The following is a 15,226-nucleotide window of genomic DNA, read 5'->3' on the forward strand; positions in this document are numbered from 1 at the left end:
CCAAATCCAGGCTTCATAAGGCCTGAACCCAATGACTTCCGGTTCAACGTCTATGCTGATGTAAAAACAGCTTCAACAAAAAGACCGCGGCTTGCCGCGGTCTTTTGCTTTGCGCTGCCGGACAGGTTCCTGCTGACTCCGCCGTAGCGGTGCCCTGCCGCGTCAGTACGTAAATTCATGCCCCAGCTCACCCTCCATCCATGCCAGGAACCGGCGCACCCGGGGAAAGCTGGAGTGAGTTCTGGGGAATACCAGGTGATGCGCCGCCACCGGCGCGCTGAGGATGCTGGGAGCCACCTCCACGAGGTCGCCAGCGGCGAGGTATTTTCGCGCCAGTATCGAGCTTTCCAATGCGAAGCCCAGCCCATGGCTGGCGGCTTCGAGCGACATGTACGAGCGGTCGAAGCTCAAGGCATATGGCTGTTCAGGCCTGGCCAGGCCATGCTGGGCGAACCACTGCGGCCATTTCAGCAAGGTCGCCTCGGACAGGATCAGCTCGCGCCCAAGCAGGTCGACGGCCGCATTCACCGGACACCTTGCCAGCAACTTGGGAGACGCCAGAACGGTGAATCGCTCGTTGCGCACGGTGCGCACTTCGTAGCTGGGCCAGTTGGGCACGCCGTGGCGGATGTCCACGTCGATCTTGTCACGGCTGAAATGCAGCGACTCGTAAGAACACGACAGGTTGATCTGGATATCGGGATGCGCCGAGCGAAAGGCTTCCAGCCGCGGCATCAGCCACAGCAGCCCGAAGCTTGGGGATGAGTGCAGCCTCAGGCAATCGAGGCTGACATCGCTGGTCGCCCGCTCGGTCGCCACGGCCAGGCTGTGCAGCACGCCACTGACCTCTGCCAGGTACTGCTCTCCGACCGGCGTCAGCGAGACCCCTCGCGCGGCGCGCACGAACAATGGCCTGCCGATCATGCTCTCAAGCTTGGCCAATTGATGGCTGACGGCTGAAGGCACCAGTCCCAATACCTCGGCCGCCCTGGCAATGTTGCCGAACCGGGCAGTCTGTTCGAAGGCCTGAATCGCTTTGAGCGGCGGGATGACAGGCGCCCCCGTATCAGCAGTGTCCATGAACGTATCAGCTCCAGAATTATCAGGGTCAGCGGATCGAATCATTGAAGCACCAGGCGCCGGCTGTGACGAGTGCTGAATTTTTTTCAGCATCGGATTATTTTTGCGTTATTGCTGGCCGATGCCATGCGGAACAAGCTGAGCCATCGATCACAGCTGGTCGACCTCCATAAAAATAATCAGAGGACATTCGCATGCTTCTTCAAGGCAAAGTCGCCATCATCACCGGCGCCGCTTCTGCTCGCGGGATCGGCCGCGCCACCGCAGTGACCTTCGCCCAGCAAGGCGCGCAGGTGGTGGTACTCGACCTGGACCCTGCCGCTGCCCGCGACGCCGCCTCCCTGGGCGACGGGCACCTGGGCCTGGGCGCCAACGTCGCCGACGAGGCGCAGGTCAATGCCGCCGTCGCGCAGGTGCTCGCACACTTTGGCCGCATCGATGTGCTGGTGAACAATGCCGGTATCACCCAGCCTCTCAAAACCCTGGACATTCGCGGCAGCGATTACGACAAGGTGCTGGACGTCAGCCTGCGCGGCACCTTGCTGATGTCGCAGGCGGTGATCCCGCAGATGCGCGAGCAACGCAGCGGCAGCATCGTCTGCATGTCGTCGGTCTCGGCGCAGCGCGGCGGTGGTATTTTCGGCGGTCCCCACTACAGCGCCGCGAAGGCAGGCGTGCTGGGCCTGGGCAAGGCAATGGCACGTGAACTGGGGCCCGACAACGTGCGGGTCAACTCCATCGCCCCTGGCCTCATTCATACGGACATCACTGGCGGCCTGATGCAGGACGAGCGGCGTCACGCGATCATCGAGGGCATTCCGCTGGGCCGCCTGGGTGCCGCGCAGGATGTCGCCAACGCCGCGCTGTTCCTGGCCAGCGACCTCTCCTCCTATCTGACCGGTATCACGCTGGATGTGAATGGGGGCATGCTCATTCACTGATGGACCTTGCGCTGGCCAACCTGGCCAGCGCCGTTCTGAATCGACGTCGCAGCCGTTAGCTGTCGATAACAACAAGAGATCAGACCATCATGACTACCCTGTCCCTGGACGCCGACGTCTCTGTCCGCTCCAATGCCTACCGTAAAACCGCCTGGCGGCTGATGCCATTCCTGATGCTGTGCTACCTGTGCGCATACCTGGACCGCGTCAACGTGGGCTTTGCCAAGCTGCAGATGATGAACGACCTGGCGCTGAGCGAGGCCGTCTACGGTCTCGGCGCCGGCATGTTCTTCATCGGCTACTTTCTCTGCGAAGTGCCCAGCAACATCATTCTTCACCGGGTCGGTGCGCGCCGCTGGATCGCTCGCATCATGATTTCCTGGGGCATCATCTCGGCCCTGTTCGCCTTCGTCGAGACCGCATGGCAGTTCTATGCGCTGCGCTTTCTGCTCGGCATCGCCGAGGCAGGCCTGGCACCGGGGCTGCTGCTCTATCTCACCTACTGGTTTCCATCCTACCGCCGTGCGCGCATGACCGTGCTGTGGTTCATCGCCATTCCATTGTCGGGCATGATCGGCGGGCCGCTGTCTGGCTGGATCATGAATGCATTCGCCGGCGTGCAGGGCTGGCACGGGTGGCAATGGATGTTCGTGATCGAAGCCATTCCTACCGTCGTGGTCGGCCTGATGGTACTTGGCTACCTGAAGGATGGCGTTGACCAGGCCACCTGGCTCACGGATGACGAAAAGGCCTTGGTCAAGAAGGAGCTGGCCGAGGACGACAGCCGCAAGGTCACGCATGCCTCGGTCGGTGCGTTCATTCGTGACCGCCGCCTGTGGCTGTTGGCGGGCATCTACTTCTGCGTGGTCATGGGCCAGTACGCCATTACGTTCTGGCTGCCGACCCTGGTGCGCAATGCCGGGGTGTCCGACCCGCTGCACATTGGCCTGTTCACCAGCGTGCCCTACCTGTGCGCCATCGTCGCGATGCTGCTGATGGGCCGAAGCGGTGACAAGCATCAGGAGCGCCGCTGGCACCTGATCATCCCGATGGCCGCTGGCGCGACCGGGCTCTCACTCGCTGCCCTGATGGGTGGGAACCTCACGCTTTCCATGCTCAGCCTGTGCCTTGCGGCCGCGGGTGTGCTGTCGGCTTCCTCGCTGTTCTGGATGCTGCCCACCACCCTGCTGGGCGGGGTCTCGGCCGCCGCGGGTATCGCCGGCATCAACAGCTTCGCCAACCTGGCGGGATTCTGCTCGCCCTACCTGATCGGCTGGATCACCACCACCACCGGCTCAAGCGCCATTGGCATGTACCTGATCACCGCCGTGCTGTTTGCCGGTGCCCTGCTGGTTCTGCGGATTCCCGCCGCCCTGGTCAATCGTTAATGGAGTCCACCATGACTGCTGCAACACACACCGAATCGCCATCGCTGGCTGAACGTGCCTACAACATCCGTCGCCATGCGCTGCGCATGGGCCAAGTGCAGGGCCAGGGTTACATCGGCCAGGCCCTGGGCGCTGCCGACCTGCTGGCGGTGTCCTATTTCCATGCGCTGCGTTACCGCCCGCATGACCCCGAGTGGGAGCAACGCGACCGTTTCTACCTGTCGATCGGGCACTACGCGATCGCCTTGTACGCAGCGTTGATCGAGGCCGGTGTCATCCCGCTGGACGAGCTTGAGACCTATGGAGCCGATGACAGCCGCCTGCCCATGTCTGGCATGGCCGCCTACACGCCAGGCATGGAAATCACCGGAGGCTCGTTGGGCCATGGCCTGGGCATCGCCGTCGGCGCCTGCCTGGGACTGAAGCGCAAACAGTCCGCCTCGTTCGTCTACAACCTGTTGTCCGACGGGGAGCTTAACGAAGGCTCGACCTGGGAGGCGGCCATGTCGGCCTCGCACTGGAAGCTGGACAACCTCATCGCGGTCATCGATGTGAACAATCAGCAAGCCGACGGGCACTCCAGCGAAGTGCTGGCGTTCGAACCCATCGTCGACCGCTGGCAGGCCTTTGGCTGGTTCACCCAGCGGGTCGATGGCAACGACCTGCCGGCGCTGGTGGCGGCCTTCGATGCGGCGCGCGCTCACCAGGGGGCCCAGCCCCGGGTGATCATCTGCGACACCCGCATGGGCAAGGGCGTGGACTTCCTCGAAACCCGAGACAAAACCCACTTCATCCGTGTCGACGAGCACGAATGGAACCAGGCGCTGGACACTCTTCAGGTAGGGAAAAACGTATGAGCACCGTCAACAATACCGCCTCCGAAACCGGCAAGAAGCGCCTGACCACTTCGGCGATGATCGCCTCGATCGCCGCCGAAGGGCAGGCCACGCGCTCCGCGCCATTCGGCCATGCGCTGGCCGCGCTGGCCGAGCAGCGCCAGGACATCGTCGGATTGTCGGCGGACCTGTCGAAATACACCGACCTGCACATCTTCGCCAAGGCAAACCCGGACCGCTTCTACCAGATGGGCATGGCCGAGCAGCTGCTGATGAGCGCGGCCGCCGGTATGGCGCGCGAAGGCTTCGTGCCCTTCGCGACCACCTACGCCGTGTTCGCCTCGCGCCGCGCCTATGACTTCATCTGCATGGCCATCGCCGAGGAAAACCTCAACGTCAAGATCGTCTGCGGCCTGCCGGGACTGACCACAGGCTACGGGCCGAGCCATCAGGCCACCGACGACCTGGCGATCTTCCGGGCCATGCCCAACCTGATGATCGTCGACCCCTGCGACGCGCTCGAGATCGAGCAGGCCGTGCCCGCCATTGCCGCCCACAATGGCCCGGTGTACATGCGCCTATTGCGCGGCAACGTGCCCGTCGTGCTCGAGGAATATGGCTACACATTCGAGATCGGCAAGGCCAAGACCCTGAGGACCGGCAACGACGTGCTGATCATTGCCAGCGGGCTGATGACCATGCGGGCGCTTGAAGCCGCCGAGAAGCTGCGGGGCGATGGAGTGGATGTGGCCGTGCTGCATGTGCCGACCATCAAGCCGCTGGACGAACAGACGATCCTGGCCGAATGCCGCAAGCCGGGGCGTCTTGTGGTCACCGCGGAAAACCATTCGATCATCGGCGGCCTCGGCGAAGCGGTTGCCGGTGTGTTGCTGCGCAATGGCGTGACCCCGACGTTCAGGCAGATCGCCCTGCCCGATGCGTTTCTCGATGCGGGGGCTCTGCCGACGCTGCACGACCGCTACGGTATCTCGACGGAGGCGGTCAGCGCCCAGATCAAGGCCTGGCTCTAGTCGACCATGCTTGAAGTCCAACCGCCCAGGCCTTGGGCGGTTACCCATCGAGGACCTGGGCCTTGAGCCACGATCACTTGTTGCATCCCGCCTACCGGGCATTTCGTGACCAGCCTGCATCGCACTGGTCCCTGCAGTCCCTGGACGCTATTCGCAGCCGAGTGGACGCCACCTTCCCCTCCACGCCCAATGCCCGCTGCGAAGAACGCTGGCTGCAGCTGGGCAGCAAGCAGCGTCTGCGCCTGTGTCTCTACTGGCCAACGCCGCAAGGCGCGGCCACCCCCGCCCTGCTCTACCTGCATGGCGGCGGTTTTGTCCTGGGCCGCCCTGAGATGGCGGACGACTATCTCGCTGACCTGGCCGTGGAACTGGGCGCATTGATCGTTGCGGTCGATTACCGACTTGCACCTGAACATCCCTTCCCCGCGCCGCTGGAGGATTGCTACGCGGCCCTGGCCTGGATCTTCGAGCAGGCCCAGGTCCTGCACGTGGACACCCAGCGCGTCATCCTGCACGGCCACAGTGCCGGCGGCGGGCTTGCCGCCGCGCTCGCACTGCTGGTCCGGGAGCGGGCACAGTATCGAGTAACGGGTCTGGTGATGGTGTACCCGATGCTCGACCACCGCACCGGATCGCCGGCCTGTGCCGATTCCAATCCCACCACCGGCTCCGTTGGCTGGTCGCCGGTGGCCAACCAGTTCTGCTGGAGCTGCCTGCAGGGTGCCTACCCGGTGGACGATGACCGCCGGATGCTGTTCTCGCCGGCGCTTGCCGAAGACCTGCACGGGCTGCCGCCCAGCTTCATGGCGGTAGGCGCGCTTGATCTGTTCGTCGACGAAAACCTCGCCTTCGCCCGTGGCTTGTCCCATGCGGGCGTGCCCGTCGAGTTTCATCTCTACCCGGGAGTGCCGCACATGTTCGACCAGTTACCTGGGCCGCAGACCGAGCAATGCCTGCACGATGTACGCCGCGCGTTGACCGTACTGTGTGGATCTGCGCTGGATACGTGAAGAGCGGACTTGTGGACCCAGGGGAGCGCCAACCGATATTCATGGCTGCCTCCAGAAGTTTCTATTTCAAGCTTGGTCCGGATCCCGCTGCTGCTGACGAGCCTGTTCCGCTCCACCCATGGAATATTCCGCCTTCGAGCGGCTGGGCAGTAGTCCGAGCGTTGCGACCAGTAGCGAGATAGCCAGCACCATGCACAGCCCATTGGTGCCGACCCAGCCCAAGGAGCTGAGCAGGAACGCCGGCGTGAAGGCCCCGATCGTCGCGCAGACGGCAATCGCCAGGTCGTTCTTTCCCTGCACCTGGAAAGCATCCGGGCTCCCTTGCAGGGCCTGTGAGAGCAACGCGCCCCCGCCCACGTAGGTCAGGTTCCAGCCAAGCCCCAGAATGATCAGGGAAAGCGTCATCAGGGTATGGCCCTGCGAGCCGACGTTGAGCAACGCACACACAGCGAGCATCCCCAGCCCCGAGACGAGGGTGGTTCTCACCCCGAGCTTGCCGATGATCGCGCCGGTAAAGAAGGAAGGCGCGAACATGGCGATCACATGCCACTGTATCGCCAGGCGGATAGCCGAGAAGTCCTCGTGCATATGCCCCATGTGCATCGATGCCTGGATCATCAGGAGATTCATGATGCCGTAGCCGACCGCCGCGACGGCCATTGCGATGGTGATGGCGGGGGACCAGCGCAATGTCCGGGAGGCCTTGGCAAGGGTGCGCGCGCTATCGGCGCCTGGCGAGACGCCAGCCTCGGGCAGACACCAGGCAATCAGCAACGACAACGCCGCCAACCCGATGAAGGCTGCGTAGCACAGCGAGAACATCGCATATCCGTCCAGATCCCTGAGCAGTTCGGTCAGGCTCGGTCCAGCCACCGCGGCGATGACGCCACCGGCGACGACCAGCGAGATGGCCTTGGGCTTGAGTCTCTGGTCCAGGTTGTCGGTGGCCGCGAATCGATTGAAGTTGGCGAATGCGATGTACACGCCCAACGCCGCATGACTGAGCACCAGGAGGACGAATTGCTCATGCCGGACCGCCCAGTAACCGGTGACGCCTGCGACCAGCAAGGGAATCGACCCCATCATGAATGCCTTCCTGCGCCCGATCCGGCTCATCAGACGTGACACGGGATAGGTGGCCAGCATCACGAACAGAAACTGGAACCCGTAGGGCACTGTCGCGAGGCCGGCCGCAGGCGCCAGCGCCGCGCCGGTGATCGCGGCCATGGTCACCGACATCACAGCGGTGGTGAGGTTGATGGATTGCGCCGCGAAGTACAGGTAGGTTCGTGGGGGAAGCGTGCTGTTCATGGGTCTGCTCGTGTTGTGGACAAGGCGCATGTTTGCACCTGCCCGGTTCCTGCGGGCGCACAGTCGACAGTGTTTACAGCGAACTGTTAGGCTGTTTTTTCTATCGGTCTGGTGATGTCCCAATGAGCGCGGATGCCTTCTACCTCGCATTGAAGCAGCGCCTCAAGGACGGTGAGTGGCCAGCCGGGCAACGCTTGCCCTCGATCAGGAAATTCGTCTCGACCGCCGATGCCAGCTATCACGCGGTCGTGTCGGCTTGCGCGCGGCTGGTGAGCGAGGGGGTGCTGGAGGCCTCCCCTGGTCGCGGCTATTTCGTGACGGGCAGGCCCGAACGGCTGACGAGCAGACTCGAACCCGACAGCATGGCGGGCGAGCCGCTGTTCAGGCTCCTGCAGGCCGGCTCCGACTACACCAAGCTTGGCTGCGGCTGGCTGCCACCCGCCTGGCGTGACACCGACCTGCTGGCCAAGGCAATCCGCCGCACCGCGCGTCTGGAGCAAAGCTCACTGGCCGAATACGGCGAAATCTCCGGCTACCTGCCCTTGCGCAAGCAACTCTCGCTGCACCTGCAGCGGCGCACGCGCATCGACGTCGCGCCCAGCCAGATCATCACCACCCTGGGCGCGACCCAGGGCATGGACCTGGTTGCCCGGCTGCTGATCCAACCCGGCGATCATGTGTTTGTCGACGAGCCGGGCAACGGCAACCTGATCAAGCTGATCCAGCTGGCGGGCGGGCATGTGGTAGGAATTCGCCGTACCGAAAGCGGGCCGGACATTGTCGAGATGCAGGCCCACCTTGCCCGGCACAAGGTCCGGGCATTCTTCTGCAACAGCACCTTCCACAACCCGACCGGGGGCAACATCACCCCGCACAATGCCTTTCAGGTGTTGCGCCTGGCGGTCGAGCACGACTTCCATGTGGTGGAGGATGACGTCTATGGCGACTTCAGCCCTGAGCTGCGCCAGACCTTCGCCGAGCTCGACGACCTGCAGCGGGTGATCTACATCGGCAGCTTTTCGAAATGCCTGTCCGCCTCGCTGCGCGTGGGCTACATCGCCTGCGCGCAGGCGCTGGTCGAGCCGCTGACCCGCCTGAAACTGTTCACGTCTGTGGCGGTGCCGGCGTTCTGCGAGCGCTTCGTCAATACCATCCTGGTGGACGGCACCTATGCCGGACACATGAAACAGATCCAGCACAAGCTGATCACCCAGCAGGCACTGACCCAGCACGCCCTGCGCAACCGGGGCTGGCAGTTCGAGATTGTCCCCGAGGGCGGGATGTTTCTCTGGGCGGATCATCCGGACCTTGCCGATCTTACGGAGCTGATCGGTACCCTTGCCCGGCAGAAAGTCCTGCTCATGCCGGGCTCGGCGTTCTCGGTCACGCGCGACTACCATCGCCACGCCCGCATCAACTGCTCCCACTTCACGCCCGCCCTCGAAGCGCACTTCGCGGTCTGAGCCAGTTCCCGTGCCAGCACGATGTCCACCGTGTGTTGACCGTGATAGGTGGAGCCATATGAATTGCGACCAGTGACGAAGACAACTCTATCACCTAGTGGTACCCTTTCAGATAAAGGAAGGGAACCATGCAAAGAGTTTTCAAAACCAGGAGCTTCAGCAGCAGGGCGGAAAAATGCGGAATCTCGGATATTGAGCTTTGCCAGGCCTTGCAGGAAATCAGGCAAGGAAAAGCGGATGATCTGGGTGGCGGGGTATGGAAGAAGCGTCTGAACGAAAACAGGCATCGCTCCATCATTCTCGCCAAGGGACGGCATTACTGGGTGTATCAGTTTCTCTTCGCCAAGCAGAACCAGGACAATATTACTCAGAAAGAACTAATGGCCTTCAGAAAGCTGGCGAAGATTTATGAAGGCCTGACGCCAGAGCAGGTGCAGCATCTGCTCGATGGAAGAGAGTTTACGGAGATCTGTCATGAGTAAAAAATTCAAAAGCGAGGCTTTCGAGTCAATTCACAGCTCGGTAACGGCACTGCTGAGCGTCGGCGCTGTTGATAAGGCGACCATGCGTGACTTCGATGAATCCTGCCTGGCAGAGATTCCGGCGCAAATTCCACCCGAGCAGATCAAGGCTATTCGCCAACGAAGCCACGTTAGCCAACCTGTATTTGCGCGCTATTTGAATACCAGCGTGTCTACGGTGAAGCAGTGGGAAATTGGTGATAAACGCCCCAGCGGCATGGCCCTCAAACTGCTATCCATCGTGGATAAATATGGAATTGAAATACTTGCCTGAATGTTCGCTCCTGGTGGATGGCAGCTACGCCGGATACATGAAGTAGACCCAGCACAAGCTGCTATGCCCCCATCAACTGCTCGCACTTCACACCCGCCCTCGAAGCGCACTTCGCGGTCTGAGCCAGTTCCCGTGGTCACGCCTCCTGGAGGTGTTCCATGAATGTCGTCCCTTGATAGCGATCGCGGAACAGCCCCAGCTCGACCAGCCGTGGCACCACCTGCTCGAGAAACCGGTGCACCGAGTCCACCGAACCGCCCGGCGCCGCGATGAAGCCATCGATGGCGCCCGAGGCGGCCCAGTCGGCGATCTGCTCCACGGCATCGTCGACCGTGCCGATCACCTGCCAGTGCGCGGCGGAGATGACTTCCGGGCGCAGCAGCAACTCATCCACCCGCAAGGACTCACGCTCGAGCAGGCGCCGCAACAGGTTGCGGTGTGTGCTGTTGCCCGCGTCCTGCACGGCTGCGGGCAGATCGGCGCGGGTGATCGGGCGGTCGGCCGGCCACTCGCTCAGGTCCAGGCCGATCATCTGCCTGATCGAGGCGAACCGGCGGTTCCGGTCGACCCGCGCATGGGTCTGCATGAACAGCTCACGCGCCTGTTCGCGGGTATCGGCCAGGTAAAGGCTCAGCCCGGGCAGCAGGCGCACGTCGGCGGGCGAGCGGCCATGGTGCTCGGCGCGCCGGGACAGGTCGCGGCGCAGTTCCAGCGCGGCGTCCTTGTCGGGGGTTGGCGCGAATACCAGGTCGGCCACGGACGCGGCGAAATCGCGGCCGCTGTCCGAAGCGCCCGCCTGGATCAGCGGTATGCGTGGGCCCGGGAAAGACGGCAGGTTCAGCGGCCCCTTGACCCGCAGGTATTGCCCGTCATGGTCGACCGGGCGCACCCTTGACGCATCCGCGTAGCGGCCTTGCTCACGGTCGATCAGCAACGCCTCATGCGGAAAACTGGCCCACAGTTCATGCACCAGGCGGGTGAATTCGGCGGCGCGCGCGTAGCGTTCCGCAGCACTGGGCATGGCGTCCAGCCCGAAGTTCTCGTGGCCTTGCAGGGCCGTGACGATGTTCCAGCCGACCCGGCCTTTGCTCACCCAGTTGAGCGACTGCAACTGCCGGGCAACCACATAGGGTGGATAAAAGGTGGTGGACACGGTCGACACCAGGCCGATGCGCGTCGTCTCGCGTGCCACGGCCGCCAGCAGGATCGACGGGTCGAGGCTGGCCACGCCGGAGCTGGCCTCGATGCCTGGCGCCATAAGGCAACTGACGTCGGGGCGAAAGACGAAGTCAAGGTGCACCGCCTCGGAACGCCTGGCGATGTCGATGGCGAACTCAGCCGTGAAGATGCCCTCGATGTTGCTGTCAGGCCGGCGCCAGGCGTCGTTGCTCAGCCAGGTCGGGGCCAGGGACATGCCGATGTGCAGGCGTTTGGGATGGGTCATGAGTCAGTTGTCTCCAGTTGCTGAGGTCAGAACGCGCCCTTGATGCCGATGCCCACGGTGCGTGGCTGGGTCATGCTGGCTTCGGTGCCGCCAATGCCGCGGTTCTCCTGGATGTAGGTCGGCGAACGGTCATCGAACACGTTTTTCATATAGCCATACACCTGCACCTGCTGGTTGAAGCGGTAGCTCATGCGTGCATCGGTCAGGGTGTACGCCTTGACCGAATAGGACGAGGTGTTGGCCGTGTCGGAGTAGTAGCCATCCAGGTAACGCACCTGGGCATTGAGGTTTAGGCGATCGGTGATGTCCCAGCTCGGCCCGAAGGTGATGCTGTAGCCCGGTGATCGAGCGAACTCGTTGTGCTCGTAGCTGGCGTTGCTGCTGATCTCGTCGATTCGGGTGCGCAGCACGCCGGCGCTGGCCTTGAGGCGCAGGTTGTCGAGCAGCTGGTAGTCGGCGTCGAGCTCCAGGCCGTAGGCGTGGGCTTTCTCGGCGTTGATGGTGTAGGACTGGGACACGCCGGGGGAGATGATCACCGGGATGTTGTACTGGGCGTCCCTCATGTCCATGTAGAACAGGTTGGTGTTCAGGTGCAGGCGATCATCGAGCAGGCTCGCGCGGCTGAACAGCTCATAGTTCCAGACCGACTCGTCATCGAACTGCGACCACTGCCGGGTGGTGAGGTTGAGCGCGACGCCGCCCGGGTTGTAGCCACGGCTGAGCATGCCGCCGACGGTCCACTGATCGGTCGCGGCAAAGGCCAGGGACACTTTGGGCAGGAAGGCGCGGAACGTGTGTTCATAGTCCAGTTCGGCAGGCGCCAGCACCGAGTTGCCGAGGCGCTCGATGCGGTCCTCCTGGTAGCGCAGGCCGGTGGTCAGGGTCCAGCGGTCGGTGAGGCGGTAGTTCAGTTCGCCAAACACACCCAGGTTTTTCTTGGTGTCATCGAAGGCCGAAAGGCCACGCAGGTTCAGCGCTTCATCGCTGGTGGTGCGGGCGTAGAACACGCCCGCCAGGCCGCTGAGCTGATCCTGATGCTCGCCAAAGGTGATGCGCGATTCGTTGGAGGCATTCTTCTGGCGAATGTCGGCATCGCCTTCCCCTGCCCCGCCCACGCGCCGGTGCACCGATGACAGCGAGTACTGCGCCTGGTTGAACAACCGCATGCCATTGCCCAGGTCGTAGGACACATCGAGGATGCTGGTGCTGGTGTCCTGTTTCCAGTTGGGCATTGTCGTGGTGAGGTGGTCGAGCTTGTCGAACGGGCGTGAGGCGGCTTCCTGGCTAGGTCGGTTGCTGTTGCCGTGCGAGAAGGTGAATTTGGTTTCAAGGCCTTCGATGGCGCTGGGCAGCCAGAGCAGCTTGGCGCGGGCGCTGAGGGCGCTGAAGTCCTGGTCGGTGCCGCGGCTGGCGAAGCTCGGGCTCTTGTAGTCGATGAAGGTATCGCGGCCTGAATAGTCCACCGCCAGGCGCCCGGCGAAGTCCTGCGAGAGCGGTCCGGACACCGCCAGCGAGGTGCGCCGCGAATGGTAGCTGCCGATCTCCGCCTGGTAGGCGGCCTCGGGGATGAAGGTCGGGTCCTTGGTGTTGACGATGATCGCGCCGGCGATGGCGTTGGCGCCTTGGGAGGTGGTCTGCGGGCCGCGGAATACCTCGATGCTGTCCACATCCCAGACCGAAGTGCCGCCGTAGTAGAACTCGTTGTAGTTCAGGTAATGGCCATCGAGGTTGATGGTGGCGCGCGGCACCGTGCCGCCCCAGAACACGTTCTGTCCGTTGTTCGGGCCTTGGGTGTCCTGGCCACGGATGATCGGGGCGCCAACCGTGTCGGTGTAGGTCACGTTGGGTATGTCGTTGATCACTTCGGCGACCGAGGCATTGCCGGTCTCGCGCTGGTCGATGTCGCGGGCAGTGATCACCGAGACCGAAGACGCGGTGTCCTTGAGCTGGCGCTCCAGTTTTTCACCAGTGACCACCAAGGCGTCCAGCGTGAGCCCCGGTTTTTCGGTGACGCCGGTTTCCTGGGCAAGCGCCGGGAACGCCGAAAGCAACGATGAAAGGCTGGCGATACCGATGCCATGACCGATTGAGCGATGGGTGTAGACCTTCACAACTGCTCTCTCCAAATGAGAATGATCCCGTTTAGCAATAAGGCTATCACGGCGCCATCATATTCCTCAATAAAGAATCTATTCCTCGAAGTGAAATGGCCAGGTGAGTGGCCGATGCACACCTCCATGCCGCAAGACGCAAGGAATCGGTATCATTGCCCCTTCACTGAGGAGAAAACGCCGTTGAACAGTTCGCAGCAGCCGTCGGATGACGCGGCGGATCCATCCAGCGAGAAGCGCTCGGGCACCATCCAGTCGGTGGCGATTGCCACGCGCTTTCTCAATACCCTGGCCAACGCCGAATCCGAGCTGGCCCTGGGCGAAGTGGCCCGGCGCACGGGTACGGGCGGCTCGACGGCGCACCGCTACCTGCAGAGCCTGGTGAAGGAGGGACTGGCCAAGCAGGACCCGCTGACCGGCCTGTACGACCTGGGCCCGGCCGCGCTGAACATCGGCATCGCCGCGCTCAAGCGCGTCGACGCGGTGGAGGTCGCCGCCCAGCACATGAAATCCCTGACCCTGCAGCATGCGGCGAGCGGTGGCGTGGCCATCTGGACGGCGCGCGGGCCGACCCTGGTGCGCTGGCATCGCAGTGCGTATTTCTCGATCAACCCGCTGGCGCTCGGGGACATCCTGCCCATCGACAACACGGCATGCGGACTGGTGTTCCAGGCATTCCTGCCCAAGGCTGTGATCGATGACGCGCGCAAGCAGCAGCCCGCGCACTTTCGTGGCGCCCGACCGAGCGAGGCGCTGCTGGACGAAGTCCGCGAACGCTGCTGGGCGGAGATGACCAGCCATCTGCTCTCGCACGTCACCGGGCAGGCAGCGCCAGTGTTCGATGCGCAGCAGGAGATCGTGTGCGTGATGACGACGGTCAGTGACCTGGGCCAGATGCGCACCGCCGATGACCGCTATGCGTTGTTCCATGCGTGCGGCCGGGTGAACCAGGCCACAGGGGGCGTGGTTGCGAGCGCCACCCCTACTCCCGACGCCGATCCCGTGTAGCCGCGGCGGTGGACTTTTGTTTCACCCCCCGCGGTACCACCATCGGCGTGCCGCTGACCGGATCGGGGATGATCAGCGATGACAACCCGAAAACCTCCTCCACCAGCGTTTCGGTGAAGATCGCCGCAGGTGTCCCTTCGGCAACGATGGCCCCGTCCTTCATCGCCACCAGGTGTGTGGCATAACGGCACGCCTGGTTCAGGTCGTGCAGCACCGCGACCACCGTGCGGCCCTGGCGGTTGAGATCGGCCAGCAGTTCCAGCAACTCGATCTGGTGGGCGATGTCCAGGTAGGTGGTTGGCTCGTCGAGCAGCAACAGCGGGGTTTGCTGCGCCAGCACCATGGCTATCCACACTCGTTGCCGCTGGCCGCCAGACAGTTCGTCGATCATCCGCTCGGCGAGGGCGGTCACCTGGGTGGCCGCCATCGCCTGCCTCACGGCCTGCTCATCGGCCTTCGACCACTGCTGCAGAAAAGACTGGTGCGGATAACGCCCGCGTGCCACCAGCTCGGCCACGCTGATGCCGTCCGGGGCCTGGGCGCTCTGTGGCAGCAGGCCCAGGCGCCGGGCGACTTGCCGCGCCGGCAACTGGTGGATGTCCCTGCCATCGAGCACCACCTGGCCATGCACCGGCGCCAGCAAGCGGGACAGGGCCGCCAGCAGGGTCGACTTGCCGCAGGCGTTGGGCCCGACGATGACAGTGAACGCGCCATCGGGGATGGCGATGGAAAGCCCCTGGGAAATGGTGCGGGTGTCGCGGCGCAAGGTCACGTTCTGCGCGTGCAGGCAGTGAGTCATCTAGGTGGA

General features: G+C 63.4%; 13 protein-coding genes and 1 pseudogene. 9 read left to right on the top strand and 5 right to left on the bottom strand.

The features are described from left to right. Positions 1-162 precede the first annotated feature (162 nt). Positions 163-1,080, bottom strand: a complete 918-nt coding sequence (locus VJS90_RS12980; protein ID WP_324122055.1) for a LysR substrate-binding domain-containing protein — start codon at positions 1,078-1,080, stop codon at positions 163-165. Positions 1,081-1,274: 194 nt separating this feature from the next. Here VJS90_RS12980 and VJS90_RS12985 point away from each other — a divergent pair, with 194 nt between their 5' ends. The 5 genes from VJS90_RS12985 to VJS90_RS13005 all read left to right on the top strand — a co-directional run bounded on the left by VJS90_RS12985 (position 1,275) and on the right by VJS90_RS13005 (position 6,286). After that, on the top strand, positions 1,275-2,021 hold the full coding sequence (locus VJS90_RS12985; protein ID WP_324122056.1) for an SDR family NAD(P)-dependent oxidoreductase: 747 nt from the start codon (positions 1,275-1,277) through the stop codon (positions 2,019-2,021). Between the two features lie 89 nt (positions 2,022-2,110). Beyond that, entirely contained in the window at positions 2,111-3,409 is a 1,299-nt protein-coding gene (locus VJS90_RS12990; RefSeq protein WP_324122057.1) for an MFS transporter, read from the top strand. An 11-nt stretch (positions 3,410-3,420) separates the two neighbouring features. Further along, complete coding sequence (locus VJS90_RS12995) at positions 3,421-4,266, top strand: transketolase (RefSeq protein ID WP_324122058.1); 846 nt, start codon at positions 3,421-3,423, stop codon at positions 4,264-4,266. Next, a complete protein-coding gene (locus tag VJS90_RS13000) occupies positions 4,263-5,276 on the top strand; it encodes a transketolase family protein (protein WP_324122059.1) in 1,014 nt (337 codons plus the stop codon). Before VJS90_RS12995 ends, VJS90_RS13000 begins: the two co-directional genes overlap by 4 nt. A gap of 62 nt (positions 5,277-5,338) precedes the next feature. Further along, on the top strand, positions 5,339-6,286 hold the full coding sequence (locus VJS90_RS13005) for an alpha/beta hydrolase (protein WP_324122060.1): 948 nt from the start codon (positions 5,339-5,341) through the stop codon (positions 6,284-6,286). 473 nt (positions 6,287-6,759) lie between these two features. Here the strand turns inward: VJS90_RS13005 and VJS90_RS13010 are convergent. Beyond that, positions 6,760-7,597, bottom strand: a pseudogene (locus tag VJS90_RS13010) (MFS transporter); the annotation flags it as partial. Positions 7,598-7,719: 122 nt separating this feature from the next. On the opposite strand from VJS90_RS13010, the gene VJS90_RS13015 reads away from it, so the two are divergent. From VJS90_RS13015 to VJS90_RS13025, 3 genes are all read left to right on the top strand, one after another. Next, a complete protein-coding gene (locus VJS90_RS13015; RefSeq protein ID WP_324122062.1) occupies positions 7,720-9,060 on the top strand; it encodes a PLP-dependent aminotransferase family protein in 1,341 nt (446 codons plus the stop codon). A gap of 128 nt (positions 9,061-9,188) precedes the next feature. Further along, positions 9,189-9,542: a type II toxin-antitoxin system RelE/ParE family toxin gene (locus tag VJS90_RS13020; protein ID WP_324122063.1), complete on the top strand. Its 354-nt coding sequence runs from the start codon at positions 9,189-9,191 to the stop codon at positions 9,540-9,542. Further along, entirely contained in the window at positions 9,535-9,855 is a 321-nt protein-coding gene (locus tag VJS90_RS13025; RefSeq protein WP_324122064.1) for a DNA-binding transcriptional regulator, read from the top strand. Before VJS90_RS13020 ends, VJS90_RS13025 begins: the two co-directional genes overlap by 8 nt. Positions 9,856-9,991: 136 nt before the next feature. On the opposite strand, the gene VJS90_RS13030 is transcribed toward VJS90_RS13025, so the two are convergent. Continuing rightward, a complete protein-coding gene (locus tag VJS90_RS13030; protein ID WP_324122065.1) occupies positions 9,992-11,299 on the bottom strand; it encodes an NtaA/DmoA family FMN-dependent monooxygenase in 1,308 nt (435 codons plus the stop codon). 26 nt (positions 11,300-11,325) lie between these two features. Beyond that, positions 11,326-13,410: a TonB-dependent receptor gene (locus tag VJS90_RS13035; protein WP_324122066.1), complete on the bottom strand. Its 2,085-nt coding sequence runs from the start codon at positions 13,408-13,410 to the stop codon at positions 11,326-11,328. Between the two features lie 183 nt (positions 13,411-13,593). On the opposite strand from VJS90_RS13035, the gene VJS90_RS13040 reads away from it, so the two are divergent. Continuing rightward, a complete protein-coding gene (locus VJS90_RS13040; protein ID WP_324122067.1) occupies positions 13,594-14,418 on the top strand; it encodes an IclR family transcriptional regulator in 825 nt (274 codons plus the stop codon). On the opposite strand, the gene VJS90_RS13045 is transcribed toward VJS90_RS13040, so the two are convergent. Then, a complete protein-coding gene (locus VJS90_RS13045) occupies positions 14,393-15,217 on the bottom strand; it encodes an ABC transporter ATP-binding protein (RefSeq protein WP_324122068.1) in 825 nt (274 codons plus the stop codon). The genes VJS90_RS13040 and VJS90_RS13045 overlap by 26 nt on opposite strands. Positions 15,218-15,226: the final 9 nt, after the last annotated feature.

This window comes from Pseudomonas sp., from assembly GCF_035277045.1.
Lineage (GTDB): Bacteria > Pseudomonadota > Gammaproteobacteria > Pseudomonadales > Pseudomonadaceae > Aquipseudomonas.

Excerpts from the sequence above, each read along its gene's own strand:
- VJS90_RS13030 (WP_324122065.1), bottom strand. The coding sequence starts at position 11,299 with ATGACCCATCCCAAACGCCTGCACATCGGCATGTCCCTGGCCCCGACC.
- VJS90_RS12985 (WP_324122056.1), top strand. The coding sequence starts at position 1,275 with ATGCTTCTTCAAGGCAAAGTCGCCATCATCACCGGCGCCGCTTCTGCT.
- VJS90_RS12980 (WP_324122055.1), bottom strand. The coding sequence starts at position 1,080 with ATGGACACTGCTGATACGGGGGCGCCTGTCATCCCGCCGCTCAAAGCG.
- VJS90_RS13045 (WP_324122068.1), bottom strand. The coding sequence starts at position 15,217 with ATGACTCACTGCCTGCACGCGCAGAACGTGACCTTGCGCCGCGACACC.
- VJS90_RS12995 (WP_324122058.1), top strand. The coding sequence starts at position 3,421 with ATGACTGCTGCAACACACACCGAATCGCCATCGCTGGCTGAACGTGCC.
- VJS90_RS13025 (WP_324122064.1), top strand. The coding sequence starts at position 9,535 with ATGAGTAAAAAATTCAAAAGCGAGGCTTTCGAGTCAATTCACAGCTCG.
- VJS90_RS13020 (WP_324122063.1), top strand. The coding sequence starts at position 9,189 with ATGCAAAGAGTTTTCAAAACCAGGAGCTTCAGCAGCAGGGCGGAAAAA.
- VJS90_RS12990 (WP_324122057.1), top strand. The coding sequence starts at position 2,111 with ATGACTACCCTGTCCCTGGACGCCGACGTCTCTGTCCGCTCCAATGCC.
- VJS90_RS13015 (WP_324122062.1), top strand. The coding sequence starts at position 7,720 with ATGAGCGCGGATGCCTTCTACCTCGCATTGAAGCAGCGCCTCAAGGAC.
- VJS90_RS13000 (WP_324122059.1), top strand. The coding sequence starts at position 4,263 with ATGAGCACCGTCAACAATACCGCCTCCGAAACCGGCAAGAAGCGCCTG.